The following is a 20820-nucleotide window of genomic DNA, read 5'->3' on the forward strand; positions in this document are numbered from 1 at the left end:
GCATGCACCATAGCGATGTCGATTTGCTTTTCTTTAAGAAGTTTTAAGCTTTCTCCACTCTCTGCTTTAATCCAGGTTTAGCATTAAAAGCCTTAGCTAATTCTTCTAAAAGTCCAAGCTCTCCCAAGCTTCCTGTGGTAAGCTTGATTTGTTCTTTGCCTTCTCCATAAATAGCCGTGCAGTCCATAGCGCTAACCTCCGTAAGTGAAATCACGACAACTAGTGCCATTTTAGATAGCATTTTCATTTTTGATTCTTGTGGTAAAGTGATTTGCTTTTTCATAAAAGTTTTGCATAATCTTAGCATAATTTTTTTGATAGCCATTTTCTTGACTAAATTTATCGCACACTCCGCCGTAACTTCCACCACTAAATCTATAAAAAGTATGTTTTGGGATAAAAATGAGACTTGGAATTTGCAAAATATCGCAAAGATGCACTATGCCAGTATCCACAGAGATAAGTCCATCAAGCTTTTTACAAAAAGCTACAAGGGAGGCTATGGAGTTGTTATTGATGAAAACTTTTAAATTAGCTTGTTCTCTAAGGTTAAATTGTAAGGTATTATGCGTGAAATTGACTAAAACAAACAAAATTTCAGGGTGTTCTTTGGCTAAATTTTGACTTAGATTAAGCCAAGTTCTTGGCAGAGGATTAAAGCCTATGTTTTCTGTTTGATTGCCAAAAATATTAAGGGCGATGATTTTAGAAAATTTGGTATTTTGTTTAAAAAATTCATCACTTAAAATTGTATCACTAGGAAGTAAATTTCTTACTTCTTTAAAATTAATCTTAGAAAAATTTGTATCATAATGTCTTTTATCGATGGCTCTTACGAGTTTAAGAGCGATTTCGCTCATATGAAGTTTAGTCCTTCGGTAAGGCAGAGGTGTGTCAAAATGATATAAAAGGCTAAGAAGATGAGGCTGGGCGATAATGCGTTTAAATTGAAATTTGTGCAGTGTTTTGAAAAAATGTGAATTTCTTATATTGGTGATAAAAACATCGCTTTTTAAATTTTCAAAATCCTTACCCCCCCCCCCCCCCAGTATAAATTTCATCAATGAAAGAGATATTTTGAAGAAAGCTTTCATCACTAAAGCCATTTTGTGCTAAGATGAGTTTATCATTTGGATAAAGGCATTTGATAGCAAAAAGGGCTTTAAAGCATACGAGCAAATCGCCAAAGCCATTTTGATGAAAGACTATGCGTCTCATTCTAAAATAACGCCTTCATTGATAACAACTTCGCCTATGATAAAGGCATCTGTGCTTTCAAGCACCTTAGAGGCATTGCTAGGACTTACGACAAGCACTAAGCCAACGCCCATATTAAAGCTTCTATACATTTCAGCCTCTTCTACCATTTCGCCGATGTGATAGAAAATTTCAGGGATTTTTAGATGATGTTTTCTTATCACAGCACCTAAGCCTCTGGGTAAGACGCGCGGTAAATTCTCTACTAAGCCTCCGCCTGTAATGTGTGCTAAAGCATTAATATGGGGCTTTAGAGCTAAAAAGTCTTTCACATAAATGCGTGTAGGCTCAAGCAAGATGTCGATTAAATTCCTACCCTCGATTTTATCATCAAATTTCATTTTCAGGCTTTCAAAAAGCACCTTTCTAGCTAAAGAATAGCCATTTGAGTGAAGCCCTGAGCTAGGTAGTGCTAAAAGCAAATCGCCGTTTTTCACATAAGATGAGCGATCTAACTCGTCTTCTTCGGCTATACCTACTGCAAAGCCCGCTAAGTCAAAATCATCTTTTGCATACATTCCGGGCATTTCAGCCGTTTCTCCGCCTATTAAAGCACAATTTGCCTTCTTACAACCCTTAGCTATGCCCTCAACCACAGCTTTTGCGACCTCTACTTCAAGTTTTGCCGTAGCGTAATAATCAAGAAAAAATAAAGGCGTAGCAAAATTACAAATCAAATCATTTACGCACATCGCCACTAAATCCTGCCCTATGGTATCGTAGCGTTTTGCATCGATGGCTAGACGAAGTTTAGTGCCAACCCCATCAGTCGCTCCTAAAATCACAGGCTTTTCATAGCCGCTTGGCAGTCTAAAAGCCCCTGCAAATGAGCCTATGCCACCGATGACATTTTGGTTAAAAGTCTCTTTCACAAGAGGCTTAATCGCCTCTACAAAGGCATTGCCATTATCTATACTTACTCCAGCATCTTCGTATGAAATCATTTATTTACCTTTAAGAATTTAAAGGGTATTTTAGTCAAAAAAAGTTTCGACAAGGTATAAAATGAAAAATGCGTATTTTGTGAGTGCGAGCATAGCTTGTGGGAAAAGTTCTTTTGTAAAAATAGCAAATGAGCTAGGCTTTGAAAGTTTAAGTGCGGACTTGATCGCAAATGAAATCACACAAAAAAATGCTGCTGTTTTAGCTGAGATGTTTTTGCTAAATTTGGATAAAGAGGGCAAAATAGATAAAAAAGCCCTTGCAAATTTAATTTTTAAGGATAAAAAGGCTAAAGAAAAATTAGAAAATTTTATGCATCCTAAAATACGCGAAGAGCTTTTAAGAAAAATGCAAATTTTAGAGCAAAAAGGACGCATTTTTTTTGTAGAACTTCCGCTTTTTTTTGAAAGTGATTTTTATCAAAATTTAGGCAAAAGTGTGCTTATTTATGCACCTAAAAATGTGAGTTTGCAAAGATTAATGCAAAGAGATGGGTTAGATAAAGATGAAGCATTAAGAAGAATAAAGTCGCAAATGGATATAGAAAAAAAGCGTGAAATGGCAGATTTTGTGATACAAAATATCGGCTCTTATGAAGAATTTAGGCAAAATTGTGTTAAATTTATCAAAAGCTTAAAGGAGCAGGGGTGAAGTTTTTCAAATATTGTGCTAGTGGGAACGATTTTGTGATTTTTAATGCTGGCAAAAAAGCAAACAGAAGCGAGTTGGCACGCATTTTGTGTAATCGTTACGAGGGCGTGGGTGCTGATGGTATGATAGTGATTTTACCTCACGAAAAATACGATTTTGAATGGGAATTTTACAATAAGGACGGCTCAAGAGCGGCGATGTGTGGTAATGGCTCAAGAGCGGCGGCACATTTTGCTTATCATGTCAATGGGGTCAATTCTAAAATGCGTTTTTTAAGCGAAGCAGGAGTGATTGAAGCGAGTGTGAAAAAAAGTGGGGTTGAGGTAGTTTTAGGGGAGGTAAGAGCTGTTAAAGAGTCTTTTGAATTTGGGGGAAGAGTGTGGCAATATTGCGATACGGGAGTGCCGCATTTGGTGCATTTTTGCGAAAATATCGAGGAATTTGACAAAAAAACCTGTCAAGTTTTAAGAAAAAAATATAATGCTAATGTGAATTTCGCACAAATTATCGATGATAAATTAATAAAAGTGCGAACCTTTGAGCGTGGAGTTGAAGATGAAACTTTAGCGTGTGGGACGGGGATGGCGGCTTGTTTTTATCTAGCATATTTGCAAAAAAAACTTAAGGATAAGGTTAAAATCGTGCCAAAAAGCGGGGAGCAGCTTAGTTTTTCTTTAAAAGATAAGAAAATTTATTTTAAGGGTAAGGTGAAGTGCTGTTTTGAGGCGAATTATTATTTTTCTTAGCCTATTTTCTCTAGCTTTTGCTGGTTTTGACGAAAGTTATTATAAGCTTTCAAATGAAGAAAGAAGGGCTGTTTTTTTTACAAAAATGGATACACTTTTAGATCGCTCCTTTGCTAAGGTGGCTAAGGAAAGGGCTTTTGTAAAGTTTTTTTTAGAAAATGGTGCTAAAAACGGCTTTAGAGAGAGCGAGGGTTTAATCAAACTTGCAAATTTAAGGGAAAAATACCGCGTTAAAAATCTTTTTTCTTGGGAAGAATATGATAAAAAAATGCGTCTAGTGCCCAAATCTTTAGCAATGGCACAAGCTTTAATTGAAAGTGCGACCGCGACAAGTCGTTTTGCAAGAAAAGCAAATAATCTTTTTGGCGAATGGACTTGGGGAGAAAAAGGTATAGTGCCTGAAAATAGAGCACCAAATTCTAAGCATAAAATTCGTATTTTTGACAGCTTAGAGGAAAGTGTGGATTCTTATGTGCTTAATTTAAATCGGCATTTTGCTTATGAAAATTTTCGTAAAAAACGCTACGAATTTGCTAAAGAGGGTAAGGAATTTAGTGGAATCGAAGCAGCTAAAAGCCTTCACTCTTATTCTGAGCTTGGTGGGAGCTATATTAAAATGGTAACTCAAGTGATACAAAAATATAAACTTATGGAGTATGACTTAAAGACTCAAAGCCCACTTATCAAATGGTAAAATTTCAAATTTAACGCCTTGTTCAAAAAAACTTTCTTCGCTTGAAAGTGTGATGAAAACTATGTGGAAAATACCTAATTCAAGGGCTTTTGGTAGAATTTTTTTAGCCCTTAGCTTAATGAGGTCTATGTCTAGGGTTGGACTTGAGATGTAGGCGTGATGCGTGGTGTAAAAGTGGAAAAATTTATTATAAAAAAGCTTTTTTTGGCATTTAAAAAGCTCGCATAGGAGCATATTTTCAAAAAGGGCGTTAAAATTTTTTTGTATGCAAAGGGCATTTCTTAGACTAAAATCTTTAAAATAAATTTTAAAAAGCTTTTTTTCTCCGTGTGTTAAATTTGTAATGATGAAGCGATTTTCTAAATCTTTTATGCTTTTATAAACGCTATCTTTTGAGGTTTTAATTTTTGTTTTAAGGTTTAAAAAAAGTTGGTTTATGCTGATTTCTTTGCCTAAATTAAGAGCCAAGTATTTTAAAATTTCAAGCTCTAAAAGATTAAATTCTTTTGGGGAGATTTTATCATTTTCTTTTTGTCCGTTTTGTAGAAAAAGCCCTAAGAGCTGTTGTATGGGAAGATTTTTTTTACTAATGCTAATAAATTCTTCAAAATCACAAAAATTTAAATAAAGCTCCTTAAAGCCCTTTAAATTTAACAAATTATTATGAGTGCAAACTATGGTATTTACGGGACTTTGAAAGTTTAAATTAGTGGGAGCATTATAAAGGCAGAGAATTTGAATTTGCGGATTTTGCTTTAAAAAGGGTGTTAAATTTTTAAGACTTTCTTTTTCAAAACGCACATCTTCAAGGTCGATAAATAGCACCTCTTCGCTTTTAAAAGAAGAGAAAAAATTCAAAATAAGGCGTTTTTTACCGCTATTTTTCGCACCTTTTAAAAGAATATTTGCAGGATAAAGTTTTAATTTTCTTTCATAATTTGGCTCAAATTTGGGGTGATTTTCATAGAAAAAATTTAAGATTTTCACGCTAGATACATTTTAGGGTATGGTAAAATTCAGCATTATCAAAGCTCGGTGGAAAGGGGACTTTGGCACTGAATTCTTTATAGGTGTTACCCGGGAGTTTGTTGGCTATTTCTATGGTGTAGGTTGCGCTTGTATTTTTCATCGTGGCGTTTTTAAGATTTTCATCAGCAAAAACCTCTCCGCCGACTGCTTTTTTGTTTGTAATGCTTAAATGAAGATAACATTTTCCAATGTCGTATTTTGTAAGGTTTTGCACTCTGCCACTTACAATGAGGCTTTCGTGCCTTAAATCTCTAGTATAAGTGAGTTTAGAAAGTGAAGCTTGTGTGGTAAATTCGCTAATGGTTACTAAAACGGAGTAAATTAAAATCGCCATAAATATGGTGTTGATACTATAAAGAATAAGGGCGATTTCTTTTTGTTTAAATTTGAGAAAGATTAAAACGCAAATTAAAATAAAACAAATGAATAAAAGCACAAAAGCGAGGATATGAAAAAAAGTAAATTGCATTAAAAACACTCCGAACTTAAACGAAGGGTATAATTGCCTTCTTTGTCAAAATTGTCAAAGGCTATTCTTTGAAACTGGGTGCTACCTTTTTCTAAATTATTAAAACTTTTGCTTTTTTGTCTAAAGGCAATAAATTGTTTTTTAAAGCTTGAAATGAAATTGTCATTTTCGTTTGGATTTTGATAAAGCTTGGCAGTAACTTTACAGTCTTTAAAATTAAATTTAGAGGTGTTTGTGATGTTAAAATCGACTATAAAAGCACCCGAGCTTTGTATGATTCTTTGATTTTGTATGGTTGTAATTCTACTTCTTAATTCAAAATCGATAAAGCGATAACCATAAATATAAATCAAAAATGAAGCAATAATGTCTAAAGCTATGATAAACAGGGCTATGATGGGTCTATGGCTTAGAAAAATACATAAAAACAAAATGCAAGTGAAAAACAAAAATACTAGCAAAATTAGCATAAAATCTGCTAAATAAAAATGGCTAGTATAAAAAAGAATCCATTCTTTTATGTTTTCCACTTAATTTTCCTAGTTTGGGCTAACTGCAGTTTGCTTTTTAGCATCCTTAGTATCGACCCAGATATTAGGCACTGCACCGCCAGGCGTTAGGAAAATTTTTGCGTCTTGATTGACCTTTAGGGCTTCATTGAAAGCCTTTTGCGTTTCGATTTGTTTTAAGTTAAGTAAAGGCGTGTTAAGGCTTTGAGCGATTTCTTTATTAGAATAAGCTTGTGCATCCGCTTCTATCTTTACAGCCGTTGCCTTACCCTTAGCACTGATGATAGTCGCATTTGCTTCACCCTCTGCTAAAGCAGCCTTTTTAAGGGCTTCTTGGTTAGCTCTTTCGACTTCGTATTTTGTTCTTTCGGCTTCTTGCTTGGCGATTTGCACGCGTTCAATTTGCTCCTTAACTTTGGCTGGGAGTATGATTTCTCTAAGTTGCACAGCTCTAAGCTCGACAGGTTCATTTGGCTGGGCTATGATGGTTTTTCTTATGCCCTCTTCGATTTGCGTGGCTATGGCGTTACGATTGGTTGGTAATTCTTCAGCCGTGTAGCGTCCTACGACACTACGCACGACATCACGCACAACAGGGTCGATGATTTTATTTTCCCAGTTTAAGCTCCAAACAGCTATGGTTTGAGGCACTTGAATAGGATTTAATTGATATTGCACCGTTACATCAATAGACACGGGCAAACCACGCGAGTCAAGCACAGAAATGCTATTTTTATTAATCACGCCCGTGCCAATACCCAAATTTTCGTTCGTTCCTTCCAAAGAAGCGTAATTAATCTGCCTTACCCTAGTATCCACAACAATCACCCTATCAATGAAAGGTAGGAAAAAGTGAAGTCCGGGCTCAAGGGGATTGGGATCATATTGACCAGTGCGGGCTTTAATGCCCATTTCGCCGGAATTTATGATGACAAAAGGTTTTGCGACAATTAAAATCAAAGCAATAATAATAAGCGTGTAAATCACAGGTGCAAATTTACCAAAGCCTTTAAAATTAAATTCTGGAGCTTTGAAATTAAAATTTTGGCGATGATTGTTTCCGCCGTTTGAATTTCCATTTTTCTTATTAAAATAATCATTTAAATCTGCTGGCATTGTTTTCCTTTTAAATATAAGTTAGCATTGAAGCGTATTTTTCATTACGCCCATAAACTATGTCAAAATAGGCATCTTGAATTTTTCGAGTTAGTTTTCCTCGTAAGCCATCGCCTATTATCCTTGCGTCAATGTTATTAATAGGTGTGATTTCTGCGGCTGTGCCTGTGAAAAACGCCTCATCTGCTGTATAAACCTCATCGCGTGAAATTCTTTGTCTAAGCACATCAATCCCTAAATCGTGGGCGATTTTAAGCACCATATCTTGCGTGATACTTTTGAGAGAAAAATCATTTGGCGGAGTGATTAAAACGCCATTTTTAACGATGAAAAAGCACTCTCCCGTTCCCTCTGCCACAAAACCTTCTTCATCAAGCATTAAGGCTTCTTCATATCCTGCTTCTATGGCTTCAAATTTAGCAATTTGAGAATTGAGATAATTCGCACTTGCTTTAGCCTTACCCATACAAGATTTGACGCTATTTCTAGCAAAAGAGGAAATTTTGACCTTAATACCCTTTTCAAGTCCCTCCTCGCCAAGATAAGCCCCCCATTCCCAAGCAGCTATACCCACACGCACAGGGGCTTTGATATGATAAAGCCCTATAACGCCATCACCTAAGAAGATTAAGGGGCGTATGTAAGTATTTTCTTTAAAGGCATTTGCCCTTAAAAGCTCTATTTGTGCATTTTCAAGCTCTTTTTGAGAGAATGGACAATTTAAAAGCGTAATTTTTGCACTTTCAAGCAGTCTTTTTGTGTGCTCTTCAAGTCTAAAAATCGCTAAACCTCTATCCGTTTTATAAGCTCTAGTCCCTTCAAACACGGCATTGCCATAATGTAAAGAGTGGGTTAGAAAATGCAAAGTTGCATCTTTAAAATTAACAAGTTTTCCATCAAGCCAAATTTTTTCTGCGTGTATCATCTTTACCTCTTTTCATTTAAAAGCGTGATTGTAGCAAAAATAGGCTAACAATTAGCTTTTAGATAAAAATGAAGTAAATTTTTTATAAATATTTCAAGGGCGTTTTCGTGAAAGTCAAAATACAAGCTAGGCTCTATTAATTCAACTTCATTAATCAAAACATTGCCATTTTTTTGCGGCAATAAATCCACTCTAGCATAAAGCAAATTTGAGCTTTTAAGAGCTTTGAGTGCCTTTAGAGCTAGGTCAATGTGAGCTTTGCTAGGGTTTTTAAGTGGAGCTATTTTGACGCCGTAATTTGAATTTGCTCTCCAGTCTTTTTGCGTTTGTCTGTGAATCGCATAATTAAATTTTCCACCAAAAAAGATAAAACAAAACTCTCCTAGCTCCTCCACACTTTCTATAAAAGGCTGAATTAATGCTCCGTGGGGAAATTCTTCTTTAGTGGGTATTTTTTGCTCTAAAAATCGCACTTTATACCCACTTTGCCCGACTAAAGGTTTAATCACGGCTTTTTGAAAAGGAATTAAGCTAAGATCAAATTCTTCATTTTGTTTAAAAATAATACTATCAATGATAGGTAAATTCGCTTCTTCTAAGATCTTAAGATAGCTTTTATCAGCGTTCATCTTTAAAATTTCGCTAGGATTTAAGATGGAAATTTTTGCCCTTTCAAGTTCGTTTAAAAAGTGTAAAAAATTCGCATATTCTAAGCTATAATCCCACACAGCAAGAGGCAAAATGAGGGTGTTTGGAGCTAAATGACGCACTCTTATTTCTTGCCAAGCTTTTAACTCGCATTGATAATGTAAATTTTCTAATTTTGCTTTTAGTTTTTTTAATGCTTCATTGCCCTCTTTATAAGCTTTGCAAGTGGCGATGATAAGCATTATTTTAGCTCTTTAACATAAGCTTCAAGGCGTCCTTGATTCATCATTGCTCTTTTTTCAAGCTTAGGCACGGCGTTTTTGATTTGCTCTAAATTCTCTGCTTTGCCAACTTGTATGAAACCTAGCATATTCATCATTCTATGTGGTGGGCACTCATAAAGATAAACACCCTCTTTTTCAAATGTAAAAGTCGCTTTTTCATCAAGTTTGCTTTCAAATTTGCTAGCACCCTTAGGCACTATCACGCTTTTAGCCCAGTGGCTTTTGTGAGTTGGGACGAAAGTTACGCTATCACCCACTTCTATGTGTAGGACGGCTGGCTCAAAAATCATCGTTTGATTTTTGCTATCAAGATCAAGCATTTTTACTTCATAGTTTTTTGCCTCTAAACTCATCATTAAAAGCCCTAAAATCGCTGTTTTAATTAAAATTTTCATTTTCTTTTCCTTTCAATTCTTTGGCGGCAGATTTAGCCAAAACACAAGGCAAACCCCGCTCACAATAAAAAATGTCCGCATCAATGCGATACACCTCCTTTAACAAGTCCTTATTTAATACATTTTCAGGTTTATCTTTAGCCTTAATTTTTGCTTGATGTAAGATAATAAGCTCATCGGCAAATTGCGAAGCTAAAGATAAATCGTGCAAAATCACAAGGGTTAGCAAATTTTGCTCTTTTGTGTGTTTTTTGACATTTTCTAATAAAACGCATTGATGATGTAAATCTAAAGCTGAAACAGGCTCATCAAGCAGTAAAATTTGCGGTTCCTTCAAAAGCACGGAAGCAAAATTAACCATTTGTCTTTGACCGCCTGAAAGTGTGCTAATATCCCTCTCTGCTAGGTGTAAAATGCCAAGTTCTTCCATAAGTTTTGCGGCTTTTTTGATTTGCATATTACTTAAATACATTCCAAGTTGATCTATAAGCCCTAGTAAAACAACTTCAAGTGCGCTTAAATTAGCGTCTATGTAATTATCCTGAGGCATATAGCCTATAAGCTTTTTGTTTAAATTCTTATCATCAAATTTCACCTGACCAGAACTTGCAAATTCTCCAAAAATAGCTCCTAAAAGCGAAGATTTACCCGCTCCATTTGCGCCTAAGATAGCATAAATTTTACCTTTTTCAAGTTTTAAATTGATTTGATCGACAACGCATAAATTTTTACGATGCACGCTAAAATTTTCAAGCTTTAGCATAATTTTTCCTTGAAAAAATAATCCAAAAAAAGAAAGGCACACCTATTAAAGAAGTGATGATACCAACGGGAAATAAAGCCCCCGGTATAATCACCTTTGATAACACAGAAGCCAAGGATAAAAATGCCGCTCCTACAAACATAGCACTAGGTAGGAAAAATCTTTGATCTTCTCCCACCAACATTCTTGCTATGTGTGGCGAAACAAGCCCTATAAAGCCTATAACGCCCACAAAAGAAATAGCAGTCGCTGTCATAATGGAAACCAAAACAAGAGTTTTAAAGCGTAGAAAATTGAGATTAATCCCCATACTTTTAGCCCTTGCCTCGCCTAATTTAAGTGCCGTTAAAGCCCAAGAATCGCGAAGTAAAAGTAAAACGCAAACAAGAGTTACTATGCTGACTATGGGTAGATTTGTCCAATTTGACTTTAGTAAAGAGCCAAAAAGCCAAAAAAGAATTTGTTGTGAAATTTCAGGGGCGGAGAGATACTGCACTAAAGATAGGAAAGATTGAAATAAAAAAAGTAAGGAAATTCCAACCAAAACAAGCATAGCTGAGTCAAATCTCTTAAAACTTGCAAAGCCAAAAAGCACGGAAGCGGCTAACATCGTCATCAAAAATGCTCCTATGGGAACAGCCGTGATGAGGGGTAAGCCAAAACTTCCAAAGGCTATCACCAAAGACGCTCCAAAGCCACTAGCTGCTGCAAGTCCTAGAGTGTAGGGGCTTGCCATAGGATTATTAAGAAGAGTTTGAATTTCTGCTCCACCTATACCTAAAGCCGCTCCCACGACTAAAGCCATTAAAGCCATAGGAAGTCTTAAATCATAGACTATGCTTAAGGTTGTTAAATCAACCTCTTTTGAAGTAAAAGGCGATAAAAGTGCGCTTAAAACTTCTTTAGGGGCGAGTAGTGAGGGACCTGTGGCGATGTCAAAAATCAAAGAGATGAAAGCAATCATTAAAAAACTTATGATGATATAAAATCTTTTTAATTCTCTTTTTCGATGTGCTTTGAGCGTGGCTACAATTTTATTTTGCATTTTTTGCCTTAATCATAAAAGTGCCTTGAGGTTTAGCCAGAAGAAATTTTTGATGAAAATCCAAATAAGTTTTTAAAGGGTCAATGTCTTCAAAAAGGCTAGGATAGAGAGTTTTAGCTATAAATTCTACCATAGCTACATCGGCTAAAGTAGTGCTTGCTCTGTGATAAGCACCGAAGAGTTTGTGATGGATGATGGCATTTAAATTCTCATATCCTTTTCTAAATTTAAACCCTTCAAGTCTTTTTAAAGCCTCATTTTCTTCAATATTAAAGCCCATAACCATAGCTTCTTTGTTTTTTTCCAAATCACTTTCTCTACCTGTAATGATGATAACATCAGGATTAGCCGCTAAGACGAGTTCAGGATTAATCACGCCCCATTTTTTTACCAAATTTCTAGCGATATTTTCACCTCCTGCTAAGTCAATCAAAGCTCCCCACATATCATCGCCAAAGGTAAAGCTATTTTCTTGCGGACCTTTATTACCAAATTCTATATAAATTTTTGGCTTAGGTAGTGCGGCTGATTTTATCCTCTCTTGCACGACATCGATTTTGCTTTTATAAAAATTAACTAATTCCAAAGCCCTTGCTTCCTGTCCTAAAATTTGTCCCAAAATTTCTGTGCTAAGACTATGTCTAGCGACACTTTCTTGATTGTAATCAATCACAACAACAGGGATATTATGCTTTTCAAAAGTGGATAAATCTTCTTGAATCACTTCATATTGCCACGCTGCTAAAATGAGTAAATCAGGCTTTAAAGCGAGCACTTTTTCTACAGAAAAGGTTCCAAATTGAGGGTCGCCTACATCGGCTAAATTTTTAATGCGAGGGATAAATTGAGCATAAAATTCATAACTATTTTTGGCATACACAGCCCAACCATCTTTTACAAAACCAACAACCTTATCGAAAGCTTCAACCCCACCTACTGCTAAGAAGTCAGTGTAATAAAATCCTAAAACAATGCGTTTTGCGGGTAAATCCACCCTAACTTCTCTATCTAAAACATCTTTAATCGCTACTTCTTTAGCGTTAAGACATACTATTAAGCTTAGAAAATAAAATAAAACTTTCATTTTGCTTGTACCCCAAAAGTCCCTTCAGGTATAACCGGGAGATAGTTTTTGTGAAAATTGATATAGGTTTGAATCGGGTCAATATCCTCAAACAAGCTTGGATACAAAGCTTTGGCGATGTATTGGATCATTGCAGCATCGGCTAAAGTCCTTGAAGCACCCATATAAAGTCCGTAAAGTCTATTGTCCTTTATGGCAGGTAATGCACTCCAACCCGGTCTATTTTTATACGCTTCTAATCTTCTCAAAGCTTCTTTTTCTTCGATATTAAAGCCCATTACCATCGCTTCTTTATTTTTCTTAAGCTCTGTTTCTCTTCCTGCTATCATAATCACATCAGGCTTAGAAACGATCACTTGCTCAGGATTAATAGGCGCCCATTGTTTGACAAAAGGAGCCGCGATATTATCACCGCCTGCTAAATCAATGAGGCTTCCCCACATATCTTTTCCGTAAGTAAAGCCCGTTTCATTTGGACCTTTATTGCCAAATTCTATGTAAATTTTAGGTTTAGGAAGTTGAGCCTTTTCTATCCTGTTAGCAACTTCATTTGCGGTATTTTTGTAAAATTTCACAAGTTCTTCAGCTCTTTTTTCTTCCCCTGTAATCACTCCTAAAAGCTCTGTGCTTTTAGCGTGAAGTTCGACTTTTTCCTTATTATAATCTAACACGATGATAGGAATATTCGCTTCCATAATAGGTTCTAAGTCAAATTCTAAAACTTGATATTGCCACGCCGCTAAGATAAGCAAATCAGGCTTTAAAGAAAGAACTTTTTCCACAGAAAAGGTCCCTACTTCAACCTCTCCAAAATCAGCAAGCGTGTCTAATTTCGGTAAAGCTTTTTTATAAACTTCCCAACTAGCAGGCGTCCAATCCGTCCATACTGCTTTAGAAAAACCGACAACTTTATCTAAAGACTTTGTCCCTCCAACGGCTAAAAAATCTGTATAGTAAAAGCCTAAAGCTATGCGTTTAAGAGGTAAGTTAAGCTTAACTTCTCTATCTAAAACATCTTTGACAATAAGTTCTTTAGAAAAGCTAAAAGAAGTAATGAGCATTAAAAATAATGCAACTTTGAAAATTTTTCGCATCTTATCTCCTTATAAATAATGATAAATAATTTCATTTTAAAAATTAAAAGCGTATTGTATTTTTTAAAAACTTATAATTTAATAAATTTTTTAATAAGTATTATCATTATTTAAAGATGAAAATTTTTTTGAGTTAAATTTAAAAAGCGTTTTAAAATTAGCGTTAAAATTTATCTTAAAATTAAAGGAGTAAAAATGCCTATTGTTAATATTAAACTTGCAAAACCTGCTTTAAGTAAAGAGCAAAAAGCCGAGCTAATCGCCGATGTAAGTGAGCTTTTAAGCACGAAATATCATAAAGCTAAAGAAAGAATCGTTGTGATGATAGAAGATGTTGAACCTTATGATATAGGCTTTGGTGGGGAGAGTGTGGAGAGCATTAAAAAAGGGATGCAACAATGAAAGCTTTAAAAATAGGAGATTTTGCTCCAAATTTCGAGCTTTTAAATCAGGACGGCGTTAAAATTGCTTTAAAAGATTTTATTGGAAAAAAGGTTATTTTATATTTTTATCCTAAGGATAATACGCCAGGCTGCACGAGTGAATCTTGCGATTTCTCTACGCTTTATGAGAAATTTCATACTAAAAATGCTGTCATTTTAGGCATAAGTCCTGATAGTATCAAAAGCCACGAAAAATTTATTCAAAAATATCATCTAAACCAAACCCTATTAAGTGATGAAAATAAGGAAGTTTGTAAAGCTTATGGAGCGTGGGGTTTAAAGAAAAATTATGGTAAAGAATATGAGGGCTTAATCCGTTCAACTTTCATCATCGATGAAGAGGGCAAAATCACTCAAATTTATAGCCCAGTGCGTGTGAAAGACCACGCTTTAAAAGTGCTTGAGGGTCTTTAATGCTTGTGCATATTTGTTGTAGTGTGGATAGCCATTATTTCATACAAGAGCTTCAAAAAACTTATCCTAGTGAAAAAATTATAGGTTTTTTTTATGACCCTAATATCCATCCTTATAGTGAATATGAATTGCGTTTTTTAGATGTGAAAAGAAGTTGCGAAAAGCTAGGCATAAAGCTTTATAAGGGTGAGTATGAGTATGAAAAATGGCTTAGTGTGGTAAAAGGCTATGAAGATGAGCCAGAAAAGGGTGCTAGGTGTGAAATTTGCTTTGATTTTAGAATAGGTGGGAGCGTGGAATTTGCGAAAAAAATGGGAGAGAAAAAACTCACAACCACTCTTTTAACAAGTCCTAAAAAGGATCTAGAGCAGCTTAAAAATGCTTTACAAAAAGAATGTGAGCCCTATGGGATAGAATTTTTAGCCCCTGATTTTCGCAAAAATGGCGGCACACAAAGGCAGTTTGCCCTTGCTAAAGAGGCTATGCTTTATCATCAAAATTATTGCGGTTGTCTTTACGCGCTTTCAAAACAAAAGCAAAATAAGCCCTTTATTGACGAGCTTGCAAGCCCTTTAAATAGGCAAATTCTACCCGCTAGCATTGAGGATAAAATAAGGCTTTATAAAAAGGTGCAAGCTTTAGAAAAAAAGGGGATTAAATTCTCACTTGAGCGTGAGAAATTTTTAAATTATCGTCTTTTAAATGGACTTTTAAAAAGGGATAAAAGGGTCATTAAAAGTCATATTTTATTCTACTCACATTTTAAAAATGCTTTGAGTAAATTTCGTATCAATGAGGACTTAAGAGGCGAATTTAAGAGTGTTAAAGATGAGCTTTGTTTTTGGGATTTTGAGTATTTTAATGCAAAATGTGGAGCTAAATTTAAGAATTACGAGGATTTTTTAAAGCGTCCTTTAAGCGTTGCTAAAGAAATTTCTTTGAGGCAGAAAATTTTTGGGGCGTATCACCTTTCGCCTATTATTATCGTAGAGAGCTTGAGTAGTGGCACTTATGAGCTTATGGCAAAGAGCGAAATTTATTTTGATGTGAGAGAAAAAATTGTTAAAGAGAGGGTCAAATGAAACGATTTATTTTATTGGCATTTGCGTTTTTAATGCTTAGGGCAGAGGATGGCATTTTAAAATATGGCTTTGAGTTCAAAGACGGAGTTTATCACTTGGTAAAATTTAAAGAAGAGCAAAAAAAATTATGTCTAGGGAAAATTTGTAGTATTGAAAAAATATATGCCGAGGGCAATTATTCTTTTACTAGTAGCTATGAGGGTAAAGAAAATAAAGCTATTAATTTTTATAAAAACACTCTTTTTTTTATCCCAGATGAAAAGTTCATTTTAGGAAATTTAGAAAATGAAAATTTAAATAAAGACTTAAATTCTAGCTCTTCAAAAGAAGCTTTTAATAAACTTTTACAAGATAAAAGACATTTTTTGAAAAATAAAGAATCAAATTGTTGCGGAAATGAAATCAGCCAAAATTTAAAGATTACAAAAATCACACAAGATAAGATTTTTTTTGAGAATTTTGTCGATTATTCTTACAGCGGTGCGGCACATCCTAGTTTTTATACAAGTGGCTTTTCTTTAGATACTAAGACTATGGAGCTTAAAACTTATCTTTTAAGTGATGTTGTTGAGGATAGTCCTAAATTTAGAGCTTTTATTAATAAAATTTTAAAAGAATATTTGACTAAAAATAAAGAAGAATGGGCGGATTGGGATAAGAGAGATTATTTTGGCAAAGATGAAAAAGATGAATTTGAATTTAATATTTTAGAGCAAGAGGTCGTTTTTAAGGAGAAAGGACTTTATATTAATTTGCGTTATTTACTTAGCGAAGCGGGACGCAATTTAGATTTTTTCGAAGTGCCTTATGAAAATTTAAAGGATTTTGCTAAGGGAGATTTAAAGCGAATTTTGGAGAAATAAAATGGGCGTTTTTTATCTTTTGTTAGGTTTTTTTATGTAGAATAATGATTTAAAATTTTTGAGGGCTTTGTGATGATAGATGTTATGCAAATTCAAGAGATTTTACCGCACCGCTATCCTTTTTTGCTTGTTGATAAAATCACAGAATTAAAAATCGGCGAAGTGATTAAAGGCTATAAAAATATTAGCATTAGCGATTATGTATTTATGGGGCATTTTCCAGGACATCCTATTTATCCGGGTGTTTTGATTTTAGAAGGTATGGCACAAACGGGCGGAGTTTTAGCTTTCGAAAGTATGGATAATAAGGTCAATCCTAAAGAAAAAGTTGTGTATTTTACAGGCATTGACGGGGCGAAATTTAGAAACCCTGTCCGCCCGGGCGATAGGCTTGATTATGAAATGCGTGTAGTGAAAAATCGCGGTGCTTTATGGATTTTTGAAGGGAAGGCTTTTGTGGAGGAAAATTTGGTCGCAGAAGCTGAACTTAAAGCGATGATAGTGGATAAGTGAGAGAATTTTGAAAAAGATTCATCCTAGTGCGGTCGTAGAAGATGGAGCGATTTTGGGCGATGATGTGCAAATTGAAGCTTATGCTTTTGTGAGTAAAGAAGCTAAAATCGGCAATGGCGTCATCATCAAGCAAGGGGCTAGAATTTTAGCCGATACGACAATAGGCGATGAAAGTCGTATATTTTCTTACGCTTGTGTGGGTGATATCCCTCAAGATATTTCTTATAAAGAAGAACAAAAAACGGGCGTGATTATAGGTAAAAATGCGACAATTAGAGAATTTGCTACGATTAATTCAGGCACGGCAAAGGGCGATGGCTTTACTAAAATAGGCGATAATGCCTTTATAATGGCATATTGTCATATAGCTCATGATTGCATTTTGGGGCATCATATCATTTTGGCAAATAATGCGACTTTAGCAGGGCATGTGGAACTTGATGATTATGTTGTTGTTGGGGGTTTAACGCCTATTCATCAATTTGTTAAAGTGGGAGAGGGTGCTATGATAGCTGGCGCTTCGGCTCTTTCACAAGATATTGTGCCATTTTGTTTAGCGGAGGGAAATAGGGCTAGTATTAGAAGTTTAAATTTGGTAGGAATTCGCCGCCGTTTTGAAAAAGATGAAGTTGAATACTTAAATAAAGCCTATAAATTTTTGTTTAAGAGCGGAACTTTAAAAGAAAATGCGAAAATTTTATTAGAAGAGGCAAAAAGTGAAAATGTCAAAAAAATGTGCCGTTTCATTTTAGAGACAAAACGCGGAATTCCTGTATATAAAGGCAAAAATAATGGCTAAACGATGCAGTTTTTGTAATAGAGATGATAGTGATAATATAAAAATTTTAGCAAATGAAGATGGTGATGCTTGCATTTGTGAGTATTGTGTTGAGGGTGCTTATAGTATTATTTATGGAGAGGAAAATTCTTTAAAAAAAGCTCAAAATACAGAAAAAAGTGATTTGAATTTTCAAAATATTACCCCTAAAAGCTTAAAGGCTTATTTAGATCGTTATGTAATAGGACAAGACAGGGCAAAAAAGATTTTTAGCGTAGGCGTATATAATCACTACAAAAGGCTTTTTAGGGCAGATTTAGAAGATGATGATACTGAGCTTTTTAAATCTAATATTTTGCTTGTTGGTCCCACAGGTAGCGGTAAAACGCTTTTGGCACAGACTTTAGCACGCTTTTTAGATGTGCCTATTGCTATTTGCGATGCGACTTCTTTAACGGAGGCTGGCTATGTGGGAGAAGATGTAGAAAACATACTTACACGCCTTTTACAAGCGGCTAATAATGATGTAGAAAGAGCGCAAAAAGGTATCGTTTTTATTGATGAGATTGATAAAATTGCTAGAATGAGTGAAAATCGCTCTATTACGCGTGATGTGAGCGGTGAGGGAGTGCAGCAAGCCTTACTTAAGATTATAGAAGGAAGTTTGGTTAATATCCCTCCAAAAGGGGGTAGAAAGCATCCTAATCAAGACTTTATACAAATTGATACGAGTAATATTTTATTTGTATGTGGTGGTGCTTTTGATGGTTTGGAGCAAATTTTAAAACGCAAACTTGGCGATAAAGTTGTGGGCTTTTTTGATGATAGTGGAGAAAAAGATAAGGATTTGCTAGAGAAAATCGAGCCTGATGACTTGGTGCATTTTGGACTTATACCTGAGCTTATTGGGCGTTTGCATATCATTGCTTCTTTAAATGAGCTTGATGAAGATGATATGGTAAGAATTTTAACTGAACCTAAAAATGCAATTATTAAACAATATCAAAAACTTTTTGCCATTGATGGGGTGAATTTGAAATTTGAGGAAGACGCTTTAAGGGCTATTGCAAAACTAGCGCTTGAGAGAAAGACGGGTGCGAGAGGACTTAGGAGCATTATCGAGGAAATGATGGTTGATTTAATGTTTGAATTACCTGAATATAAAGACTATGATATTGTTATCACAAAAGAGGTCGTTTGCGAGGGTGCGAAGGCTTTGTTGATTAAGAAAAAAATAAGTTAAAGGGATAGAAATGATTTTGGATCAATTAATAGGATTTTTCTCCAGTGATATGGGCATCGATTTAGGCACGGCTAATACTTTGGTATTGGTTAAGGATAAGGGTATAGTGATTAATGAGCCTTCTGTTGTGGCTGTGGAGCGTGAAAGATACGGCTCTAAGGCTAAAATTTTGGCTGTGGGTAAAGAAGCGAAAGAAATGGTCGGTAAAACCCCGGGTAATATCGAGGCGATTCGCCCTATGAAGGACGGCGTGATTGCGGATTTTGATATGACTGAAAAAATGATTCGTTATTTTATAGAAAAAACACATCGCAGAAAGAGTTTCTTACGCCCTAGAATCATCATCTCCGTGCCTTATGGCTTGACACAGGTTGAAAGAAAGGCTGTGCGTGAGAGTGCTTTAAGTGCTGGGGCTAGAGAGGTCTTTTTGATAGAAGAGCCTATGGCGGCGGCTATTGGAGCAAATTTGCCGATTCAAGAGCCTAAGGGGAATTTGGTTGTTGATATTGGTGGTGGGACGACTGAAATAGGCGTGATTTCACTTGGCGGACTTGTGATTTCAAAATCTATACGCACAGCTGGCGATAAACTTGATATGAGCATTGTTAATTATGTTAAAGAAAAATATAATCTTGTCATAGGCGAAAGAACGGGTGAAGAGGTTAAAATAACCATAGGTTCAGCCGTACAACTCCCAAAAGAGCTTTCTATGGTCGTAAAAGGACGCGACCAAATAAGTGGCTTACTCTCTCGCATTGAGCTTACGAGCGAAGATGTAAGGGAGGCGATGAAGGAACATTTAAAAGAGATAGCCGATGCGCTTAAAATGGTGCTTGAGATGATGCCGCCTGATTTGGCGAGTGATATAGTCGAAAATGGTGTGGTTTTAACAGGAGGCGGAGCTTTGATTCGTGGGCTTGATAAGTATTTAAGCGAATTAGTGAGATTGCCTGTATATGTGGCTGATGAGCCGCTTTTAGCAGTAGCTAGAGGCACAGGTAAGGCTTTAGAAGAAATTTCACTTTTACATCAACTAACGAATGAAGAATAAGATTTTTTATGTCTTAATCTTAGCTTTTTTAGTTTTTGTCTCTTTTTATTATGGGGGCGTGATAAAAAAAAATACTCTTTATGTTAATGACTTTGTCTTAAATAATCTTTATAATTTTAAGGATTATTTAAGTGCTTCTATTTCTAAGCATTTTGACCAAGCTGAGCAAATTGAAATTCTAAAAAAAAGAAATAAAGAATTAGAAGAAAGTTCTATCTTACTCAATACCTTTGCAGATAGGATTAATCGTTTTTTAGAAGATAAGAATTCAACGCAGTATTTTCCAAGTTTAACTCTCACAAGGGCACTTTCTTATGTGAGTGTAAATGATTATCAAAAGGTGTGGCTTGATGATTTTAAGGGTAGTTCGAAAAATCGTGGCTTGATCTATTCAGGTTTTAGTGCAGGTATAGCCGTCAATAAGGACGGCAGGACTATGGCACTCTTGCAAGGCGATGATAAATGTATTTTCTCTGTTTATATCGGTAAGGATAAGTATCCTGGCATTATACACGGCGAAAATGGCAAGGTTGTGGCGAAATTTATCCCTAAAGCTTCTAAGATCAAAGAGGGCGATGTGGTTTATACGAGTGGGCTTGATAATGTCTTTTTTGCTGGGGTTGGTGTGGGTGTTATCGAAAGCATTAAGGAAGATGATATGTATAAAAATGCCCTTGTGAAACCTTATGTAAGTCTTAATATTCCCTCTTATTTATATATCATTGAAAAAACTTACTAAAGGGCTTTGATTAGTGAATTTTAGTTATAATTTCACAATTTTA

Annotated in this window: 27 protein-coding genes; 12 read left to right on the top strand and 15 right to left on the bottom strand. The window is 35.4% G+C overall.

Annotated features, from left to right (window positions below):
• Nucleotides 1-43: 43 nt before the first annotated feature.
• Genes EL158_RS08625 through purM form a run of 4 tightly spaced genes read right to left on the bottom strand, consistent with a single transcriptional unit; the run spans nt 44 to nt 2201 of the window.
• The gene (locus EL158_RS08625) at nt 44-247 is read right to left on the bottom strand and encodes a hypothetical protein (protein WP_027304454.1); all 204 of its coding nucleotides are present in this window, start codon (nt 245-247) and stop codon (nt 44-46) included.
• Complete coding sequence (locus EL158_RS00995; RefSeq protein WP_174705423.1) at nt 231-1061, bottom strand: glycosyltransferase family 9 protein; 831 nt, start codon at nt 1059-1061, stop codon at nt 231-233. Before EL158_RS00995 ends, EL158_RS08625 begins: the two co-directional genes overlap by 17 nt.
• Nucleotides 1030-1218 carry a hypothetical protein gene (locus EL158_RS08580; protein ID WP_174705424.1) on the bottom strand — a complete coding sequence of 63 codons (189 nt, stop codon included), beginning with the start codon at nt 1216-1218 and terminating at the stop codon, nt 1030-1032. Before EL158_RS08580 ends, EL158_RS00995 begins: the two co-directional genes overlap by 32 nt.
• A complete protein-coding gene (gene purM, locus EL158_RS01000) occupies nt 1215-2201 on the bottom strand; it encodes a phosphoribosylformylglycinamidine cyclo-ligase (RefSeq protein WP_027304455.1) in 987 nt (328 codons plus the stop codon). The genes EL158_RS08580 and purM overlap by 4 nt, the downstream gene beginning before the upstream one ends.
• Before the next feature lie 61 nt (nt 2202-2262).
• Here purM and coaE point away from each other — a divergent pair, with 61 nt between their 5' ends.
• The 3 genes from coaE to EL158_RS01015 are packed head-to-tail and all read left to right on the top strand — an operon-like array spanning nt 2263 to nt 4290.
• Entirely contained in the window at nt 2263-2850 is a 588-nt protein-coding gene (gene coaE, locus EL158_RS01005) for a dephospho-CoA kinase (protein WP_027304456.1), read from the top strand.
• Complete coding sequence (gene dapF, locus EL158_RS01010; RefSeq protein ID WP_027304457.1) at nt 2847-3596, top strand: diaminopimelate epimerase; 750 nt, start codon at nt 2847-2849, stop codon at nt 3594-3596. The genes coaE and dapF overlap by 4 nt, the downstream gene beginning before the upstream one ends.
• Nucleotides 3571-4290, top strand: a complete 720-nt coding sequence (locus EL158_RS01015; RefSeq protein ID WP_027304458.1) for a glucosaminidase domain-containing protein — start codon at nt 3571-3573, stop codon at nt 4288-4290. The genes dapF and EL158_RS01015 overlap by 26 nt, the downstream gene beginning before the upstream one ends.
• On the opposite strand, the gene EL158_RS01020 is transcribed toward EL158_RS01015, so the two are convergent.
• The 11 genes from EL158_RS01020 to EL158_RS01070 are packed head-to-tail and all read right to left on the bottom strand — an operon-like array spanning nt 4258 to nt 13651.
• Complete coding sequence (locus EL158_RS01020; RefSeq protein WP_027304459.1) at nt 4258-5277, bottom strand: ATP-binding protein; 1020 nt, start codon at nt 5275-5277, stop codon at nt 4258-4260. The two genes, EL158_RS01015 and EL158_RS01020, sit on opposite strands and share 33 nt — an antisense overlap.
• 1 nt (nt 5278) lies before the next feature.
• Nucleotides 5279-5788 (bottom strand): DUF2393 family protein, encoded by a 510-nt coding sequence (locus EL158_RS01025; protein ID WP_027304460.1) that lies wholly within the window; start codon nt 5786-5788, stop codon nt 5279-5281.
• Nucleotides 5788-6318, bottom strand: coding sequence for a DUF2393 family protein (locus EL158_RS01030; RefSeq protein WP_027304461.1), 531 nt, complete (start codon nt 6316-6318; stop codon nt 5788-5790). Before EL158_RS01030 ends, EL158_RS01025 begins: the two co-directional genes overlap by 1 nt.
• Nucleotides 6319-6327: 9 nt before the next feature.
• Nucleotides 6328-7413: a prohibitin family protein gene (locus EL158_RS01035; RefSeq protein ID WP_027304462.1), complete on the bottom strand. Its 1086-nt coding sequence runs from the start codon at nt 7411-7413 to the stop codon at nt 6328-6330.
• 10 nt (nt 7414-7423) lie between these two features.
• Nucleotides 7424-8338: a branched-chain-amino-acid transaminase gene (ilvE, locus tag EL158_RS01040; RefSeq protein ID WP_027304463.1), complete on the bottom strand. Its 915-nt coding sequence runs from the start codon at nt 8336-8338 to the stop codon at nt 7424-7426.
• A 44-nt stretch (nt 8339-8382) separates the two neighbouring features.
• The gene (locus tag EL158_RS01045; RefSeq protein WP_027304464.1) at nt 8383-9228 is read right to left on the bottom strand and encodes a DcsG N-terminal domain-containing protein; all 846 of its coding nucleotides are present in this window, start codon (nt 9226-9228) and stop codon (nt 8383-8385) included.
• On the bottom strand, nt 9228-9665 hold the full coding sequence (locus tag EL158_RS01050) for a pseudoazurin (RefSeq protein ID WP_034956056.1): 438 nt from the start codon (nt 9663-9665) through the stop codon (nt 9228-9230). The genes EL158_RS01045 and EL158_RS01050 overlap by 1 nt, the downstream gene beginning before the upstream one ends.
• Nucleotides 9649-10428 carry an ABC transporter ATP-binding protein gene (locus EL158_RS01055; protein WP_027304466.1) on the bottom strand — a complete coding sequence of 260 codons (780 nt, stop codon included), beginning with the start codon at nt 10426-10428 and terminating at the stop codon, nt 9649-9651. Before EL158_RS01055 ends, EL158_RS01050 begins: the two co-directional genes overlap by 17 nt.
• The gene (locus EL158_RS01060) at nt 10415-11473 is read right to left on the bottom strand and encodes a FecCD family ABC transporter permease (protein ID WP_027304467.1); all 1059 of its coding nucleotides are present in this window, start codon (nt 11471-11473) and stop codon (nt 10415-10417) included. Before EL158_RS01060 ends, EL158_RS01055 begins: the two co-directional genes overlap by 14 nt.
• Nucleotides 11463-12557, bottom strand: coding sequence for an ABC transporter substrate-binding protein (locus tag EL158_RS01065; protein ID WP_027304468.1), 1095 nt, complete (start codon nt 12555-12557; stop codon nt 11463-11465). The genes EL158_RS01060 and EL158_RS01065 overlap by 11 nt, the downstream gene beginning before the upstream one ends.
• Nucleotides 12554-13651, bottom strand: coding sequence for an ABC transporter substrate-binding protein (locus EL158_RS01070; protein WP_027304469.1), 1098 nt, complete (start codon nt 13649-13651; stop codon nt 12554-12556). Before EL158_RS01070 ends, EL158_RS01065 begins: the two co-directional genes overlap by 4 nt.
• A 195-nt stretch (nt 13652-13846) precedes the next feature.
• Between EL158_RS01070 and EL158_RS01075 the strand changes: the two genes are divergently transcribed.
• From EL158_RS01075 to mreC, 9 genes are all read left to right on the top strand, one after another.
• Nucleotides 13847-14053, top strand: coding sequence for a tautomerase family protein (locus EL158_RS01075; protein ID WP_027304470.1), 207 nt, complete (start codon nt 13847-13849; stop codon nt 14051-14053).
• Nucleotides 14050-14508 (top strand): thioredoxin-dependent thiol peroxidase, encoded by a 459-nt coding sequence (bcp, locus tag EL158_RS01080; protein ID WP_027304471.1) that lies wholly within the window; start codon nt 14050-14052, stop codon nt 14506-14508. Before EL158_RS01075 ends, bcp begins: the two co-directional genes overlap by 4 nt.
• On the top strand, nt 14508-15590 hold the full coding sequence (locus tag EL158_RS01085; protein WP_027304472.1) for an epoxyqueuosine reductase QueH: 1083 nt from the start codon (nt 14508-14510) through the stop codon (nt 15588-15590). The genes bcp and EL158_RS01085 overlap by 1 nt, the downstream gene beginning before the upstream one ends.
• Complete coding sequence (locus EL158_RS01090; protein ID WP_027304473.1) at nt 15587-16453, top strand: hypothetical protein; 867 nt, start codon at nt 15587-15589, stop codon at nt 16451-16453. The genes EL158_RS01085 and EL158_RS01090 overlap by 4 nt, the downstream gene beginning before the upstream one ends.
• Nucleotides 16454-16525: 72 nt before the next feature.
• Complete coding sequence (gene fabZ / locus EL158_RS01095) at nt 16526-16966, top strand: 3-hydroxyacyl-ACP dehydratase FabZ (RefSeq protein WP_027304474.1); 441 nt, start codon at nt 16526-16528, stop codon at nt 16964-16966.
• A gap of 7 nt (nt 16967-16973) precedes the next feature.
• On the top strand, nt 16974-17765 hold the full coding sequence (gene lpxA / locus EL158_RS01100; RefSeq protein WP_027304475.1) for an acyl-ACP--UDP-N-acetylglucosamine O-acyltransferase: 792 nt from the start codon (nt 16974-16976) through the stop codon (nt 17763-17765).
• Nucleotides 17758-18987 carry an ATP-dependent Clp protease ATP-binding subunit ClpX gene (gene clpX, locus EL158_RS01105; protein WP_027304476.1) on the top strand — a complete coding sequence of 410 codons (1230 nt, stop codon included), beginning with the start codon at nt 17758-17760 and terminating at the stop codon, nt 18985-18987. Before lpxA ends, clpX begins: the two co-directional genes overlap by 8 nt.
• Before the next feature lie 10 nt (nt 18988-18997).
• A complete protein-coding gene (locus EL158_RS01110) occupies nt 18998-20038 on the top strand; it encodes a rod shape-determining protein (protein ID WP_027304477.1) in 1041 nt (346 codons plus the stop codon).
• Entirely contained in the window at nt 20028-20777 is a 750-nt protein-coding gene (gene mreC / locus EL158_RS01115; protein WP_027304478.1) for a rod shape-determining protein MreC, read from the top strand. The genes EL158_RS01110 and mreC overlap by 11 nt, the downstream gene beginning before the upstream one ends.
• The last annotated feature ends 43 nt before the right edge of the window (nt 20778-20820 follow it).

This window comes from Campylobacter upsaliensis (genome assembly GCF_900637395.1).
Lineage (GTDB): Bacteria > Campylobacterota > Campylobacteria > Campylobacterales > Campylobacteraceae > Campylobacter_D > Campylobacter_D upsaliensis.

Coding starts and splice junctions, on each gene's coding strand:
- EL158_RS01110 (WP_027304477.1), top strand. CDS start 18,998: ATGATTTTGGATCAATTAATAGGATTTTTCTCCAGTGATATGGGCATC.
- EL158_RS08580 (WP_174705424.1), bottom strand. CDS start 1,218: ATGAGACGCATAGTCTTTCATCAAAATGGCTTTGGCGATTTGCTCGTA.
- EL158_RS01060 (WP_027304467.1), bottom strand. CDS start 11,473: ATGCAAAATAAAATTGTAGCCACGCTCAAAGCACATCGAAAAAGAGAA.
- EL158_RS01050 (WP_034956056.1), bottom strand. CDS start 9,665: ATGAAAATTTTAATTAAAACAGCGATTTTAGGGCTTTTAATGATGAGT.
- EL158_RS01065 (WP_027304468.1), bottom strand. CDS start 12,557: ATGAAAGTTTTATTTTATTTTCTAAGCTTAATAGTATGTCTTAACGCT.
- EL158_RS01075 (WP_027304470.1), top strand. CDS start 13,847: ATGCCTATTGTTAATATTAAACTTGCAAAACCTGCTTTAAGTAAAGAG.
- EL158_RS01025 (WP_027304460.1), bottom strand. CDS start 5,788: ATGCAATTTACTTTTTTTCATATCCTCGCTTTTGTGCTTTTATTCATT.
- clpX (WP_027304476.1), top strand. CDS start 17,758: ATGGCTAAACGATGCAGTTTTTGTAATAGAGATGATAGTGATAATATA.
- mreC (WP_027304478.1), top strand. CDS start 20,028: ATGAAGAATAAGATTTTTTATGTCTTAATCTTAGCTTTTTTAGTTTTT.
- EL158_RS01070 (WP_027304469.1), bottom strand. CDS start 13,651: ATGCGAAAAATTTTCAAAGTTGCATTATTTTTAATGCTCATTACTTCT.
- EL158_RS01055 (WP_027304466.1), bottom strand. CDS start 10,428: ATGCTAAAGCTTGAAAATTTTAGCGTGCATCGTAAAAATTTATGCGTT.
- fabZ (WP_027304474.1), top strand. CDS start 16,526: ATGATAGATGTTATGCAAATTCAAGAGATTTTACCGCACCGCTATCCT.
- EL158_RS01085 (WP_027304472.1), top strand. CDS start 14,508: ATGCTTGTGCATATTTGTTGTAGTGTGGATAGCCATTATTTCATACAA.
- bcp (WP_027304471.1), top strand. CDS start 14,050: ATGAAAGCTTTAAAAATAGGAGATTTTGCTCCAAATTTCGAGCTTTTA.
- ilvE (WP_027304463.1), bottom strand. CDS start 8,338: ATGATACACGCAGAAAAAATTTGGCTTGATGGAAAACTTGTTAATTTT.
- EL158_RS01090 (WP_027304473.1), top strand. CDS start 15,587: ATGAAACGATTTATTTTATTGGCATTTGCGTTTTTAATGCTTAGGGCA.
- EL158_RS00995 (WP_174705423.1), bottom strand. CDS start 1,061: ATGAAATTTATACTGGGGGGGGGGGGGGGTAAGGATTTTGAAAATTTA.
- purM (WP_027304455.1), bottom strand. CDS start 2,201: ATGATTTCATACGAAGATGCTGGAGTAAGTATAGATAATGGCAATGCC.
- coaE (WP_027304456.1), top strand. CDS start 2,263: ATGAAAAATGCGTATTTTGTGAGTGCGAGCATAGCTTGTGGGAAAAGT.
- EL158_RS01045 (WP_027304464.1), bottom strand. CDS start 9,228: ATGCTTATCATCGCCACTTGCAAAGCTTATAAAGAGGGCAATGAAGCA.
- EL158_RS08625 (WP_027304454.1), bottom strand. CDS start 247: ATGAAAATGCTATCTAAAATGGCACTAGTTGTCGTGATTTCACTTACG.
- EL158_RS01035 (WP_027304462.1), bottom strand. CDS start 7,413: ATGCCAGCAGATTTAAATGATTATTTTAATAAGAAAAATGGAAATTCA.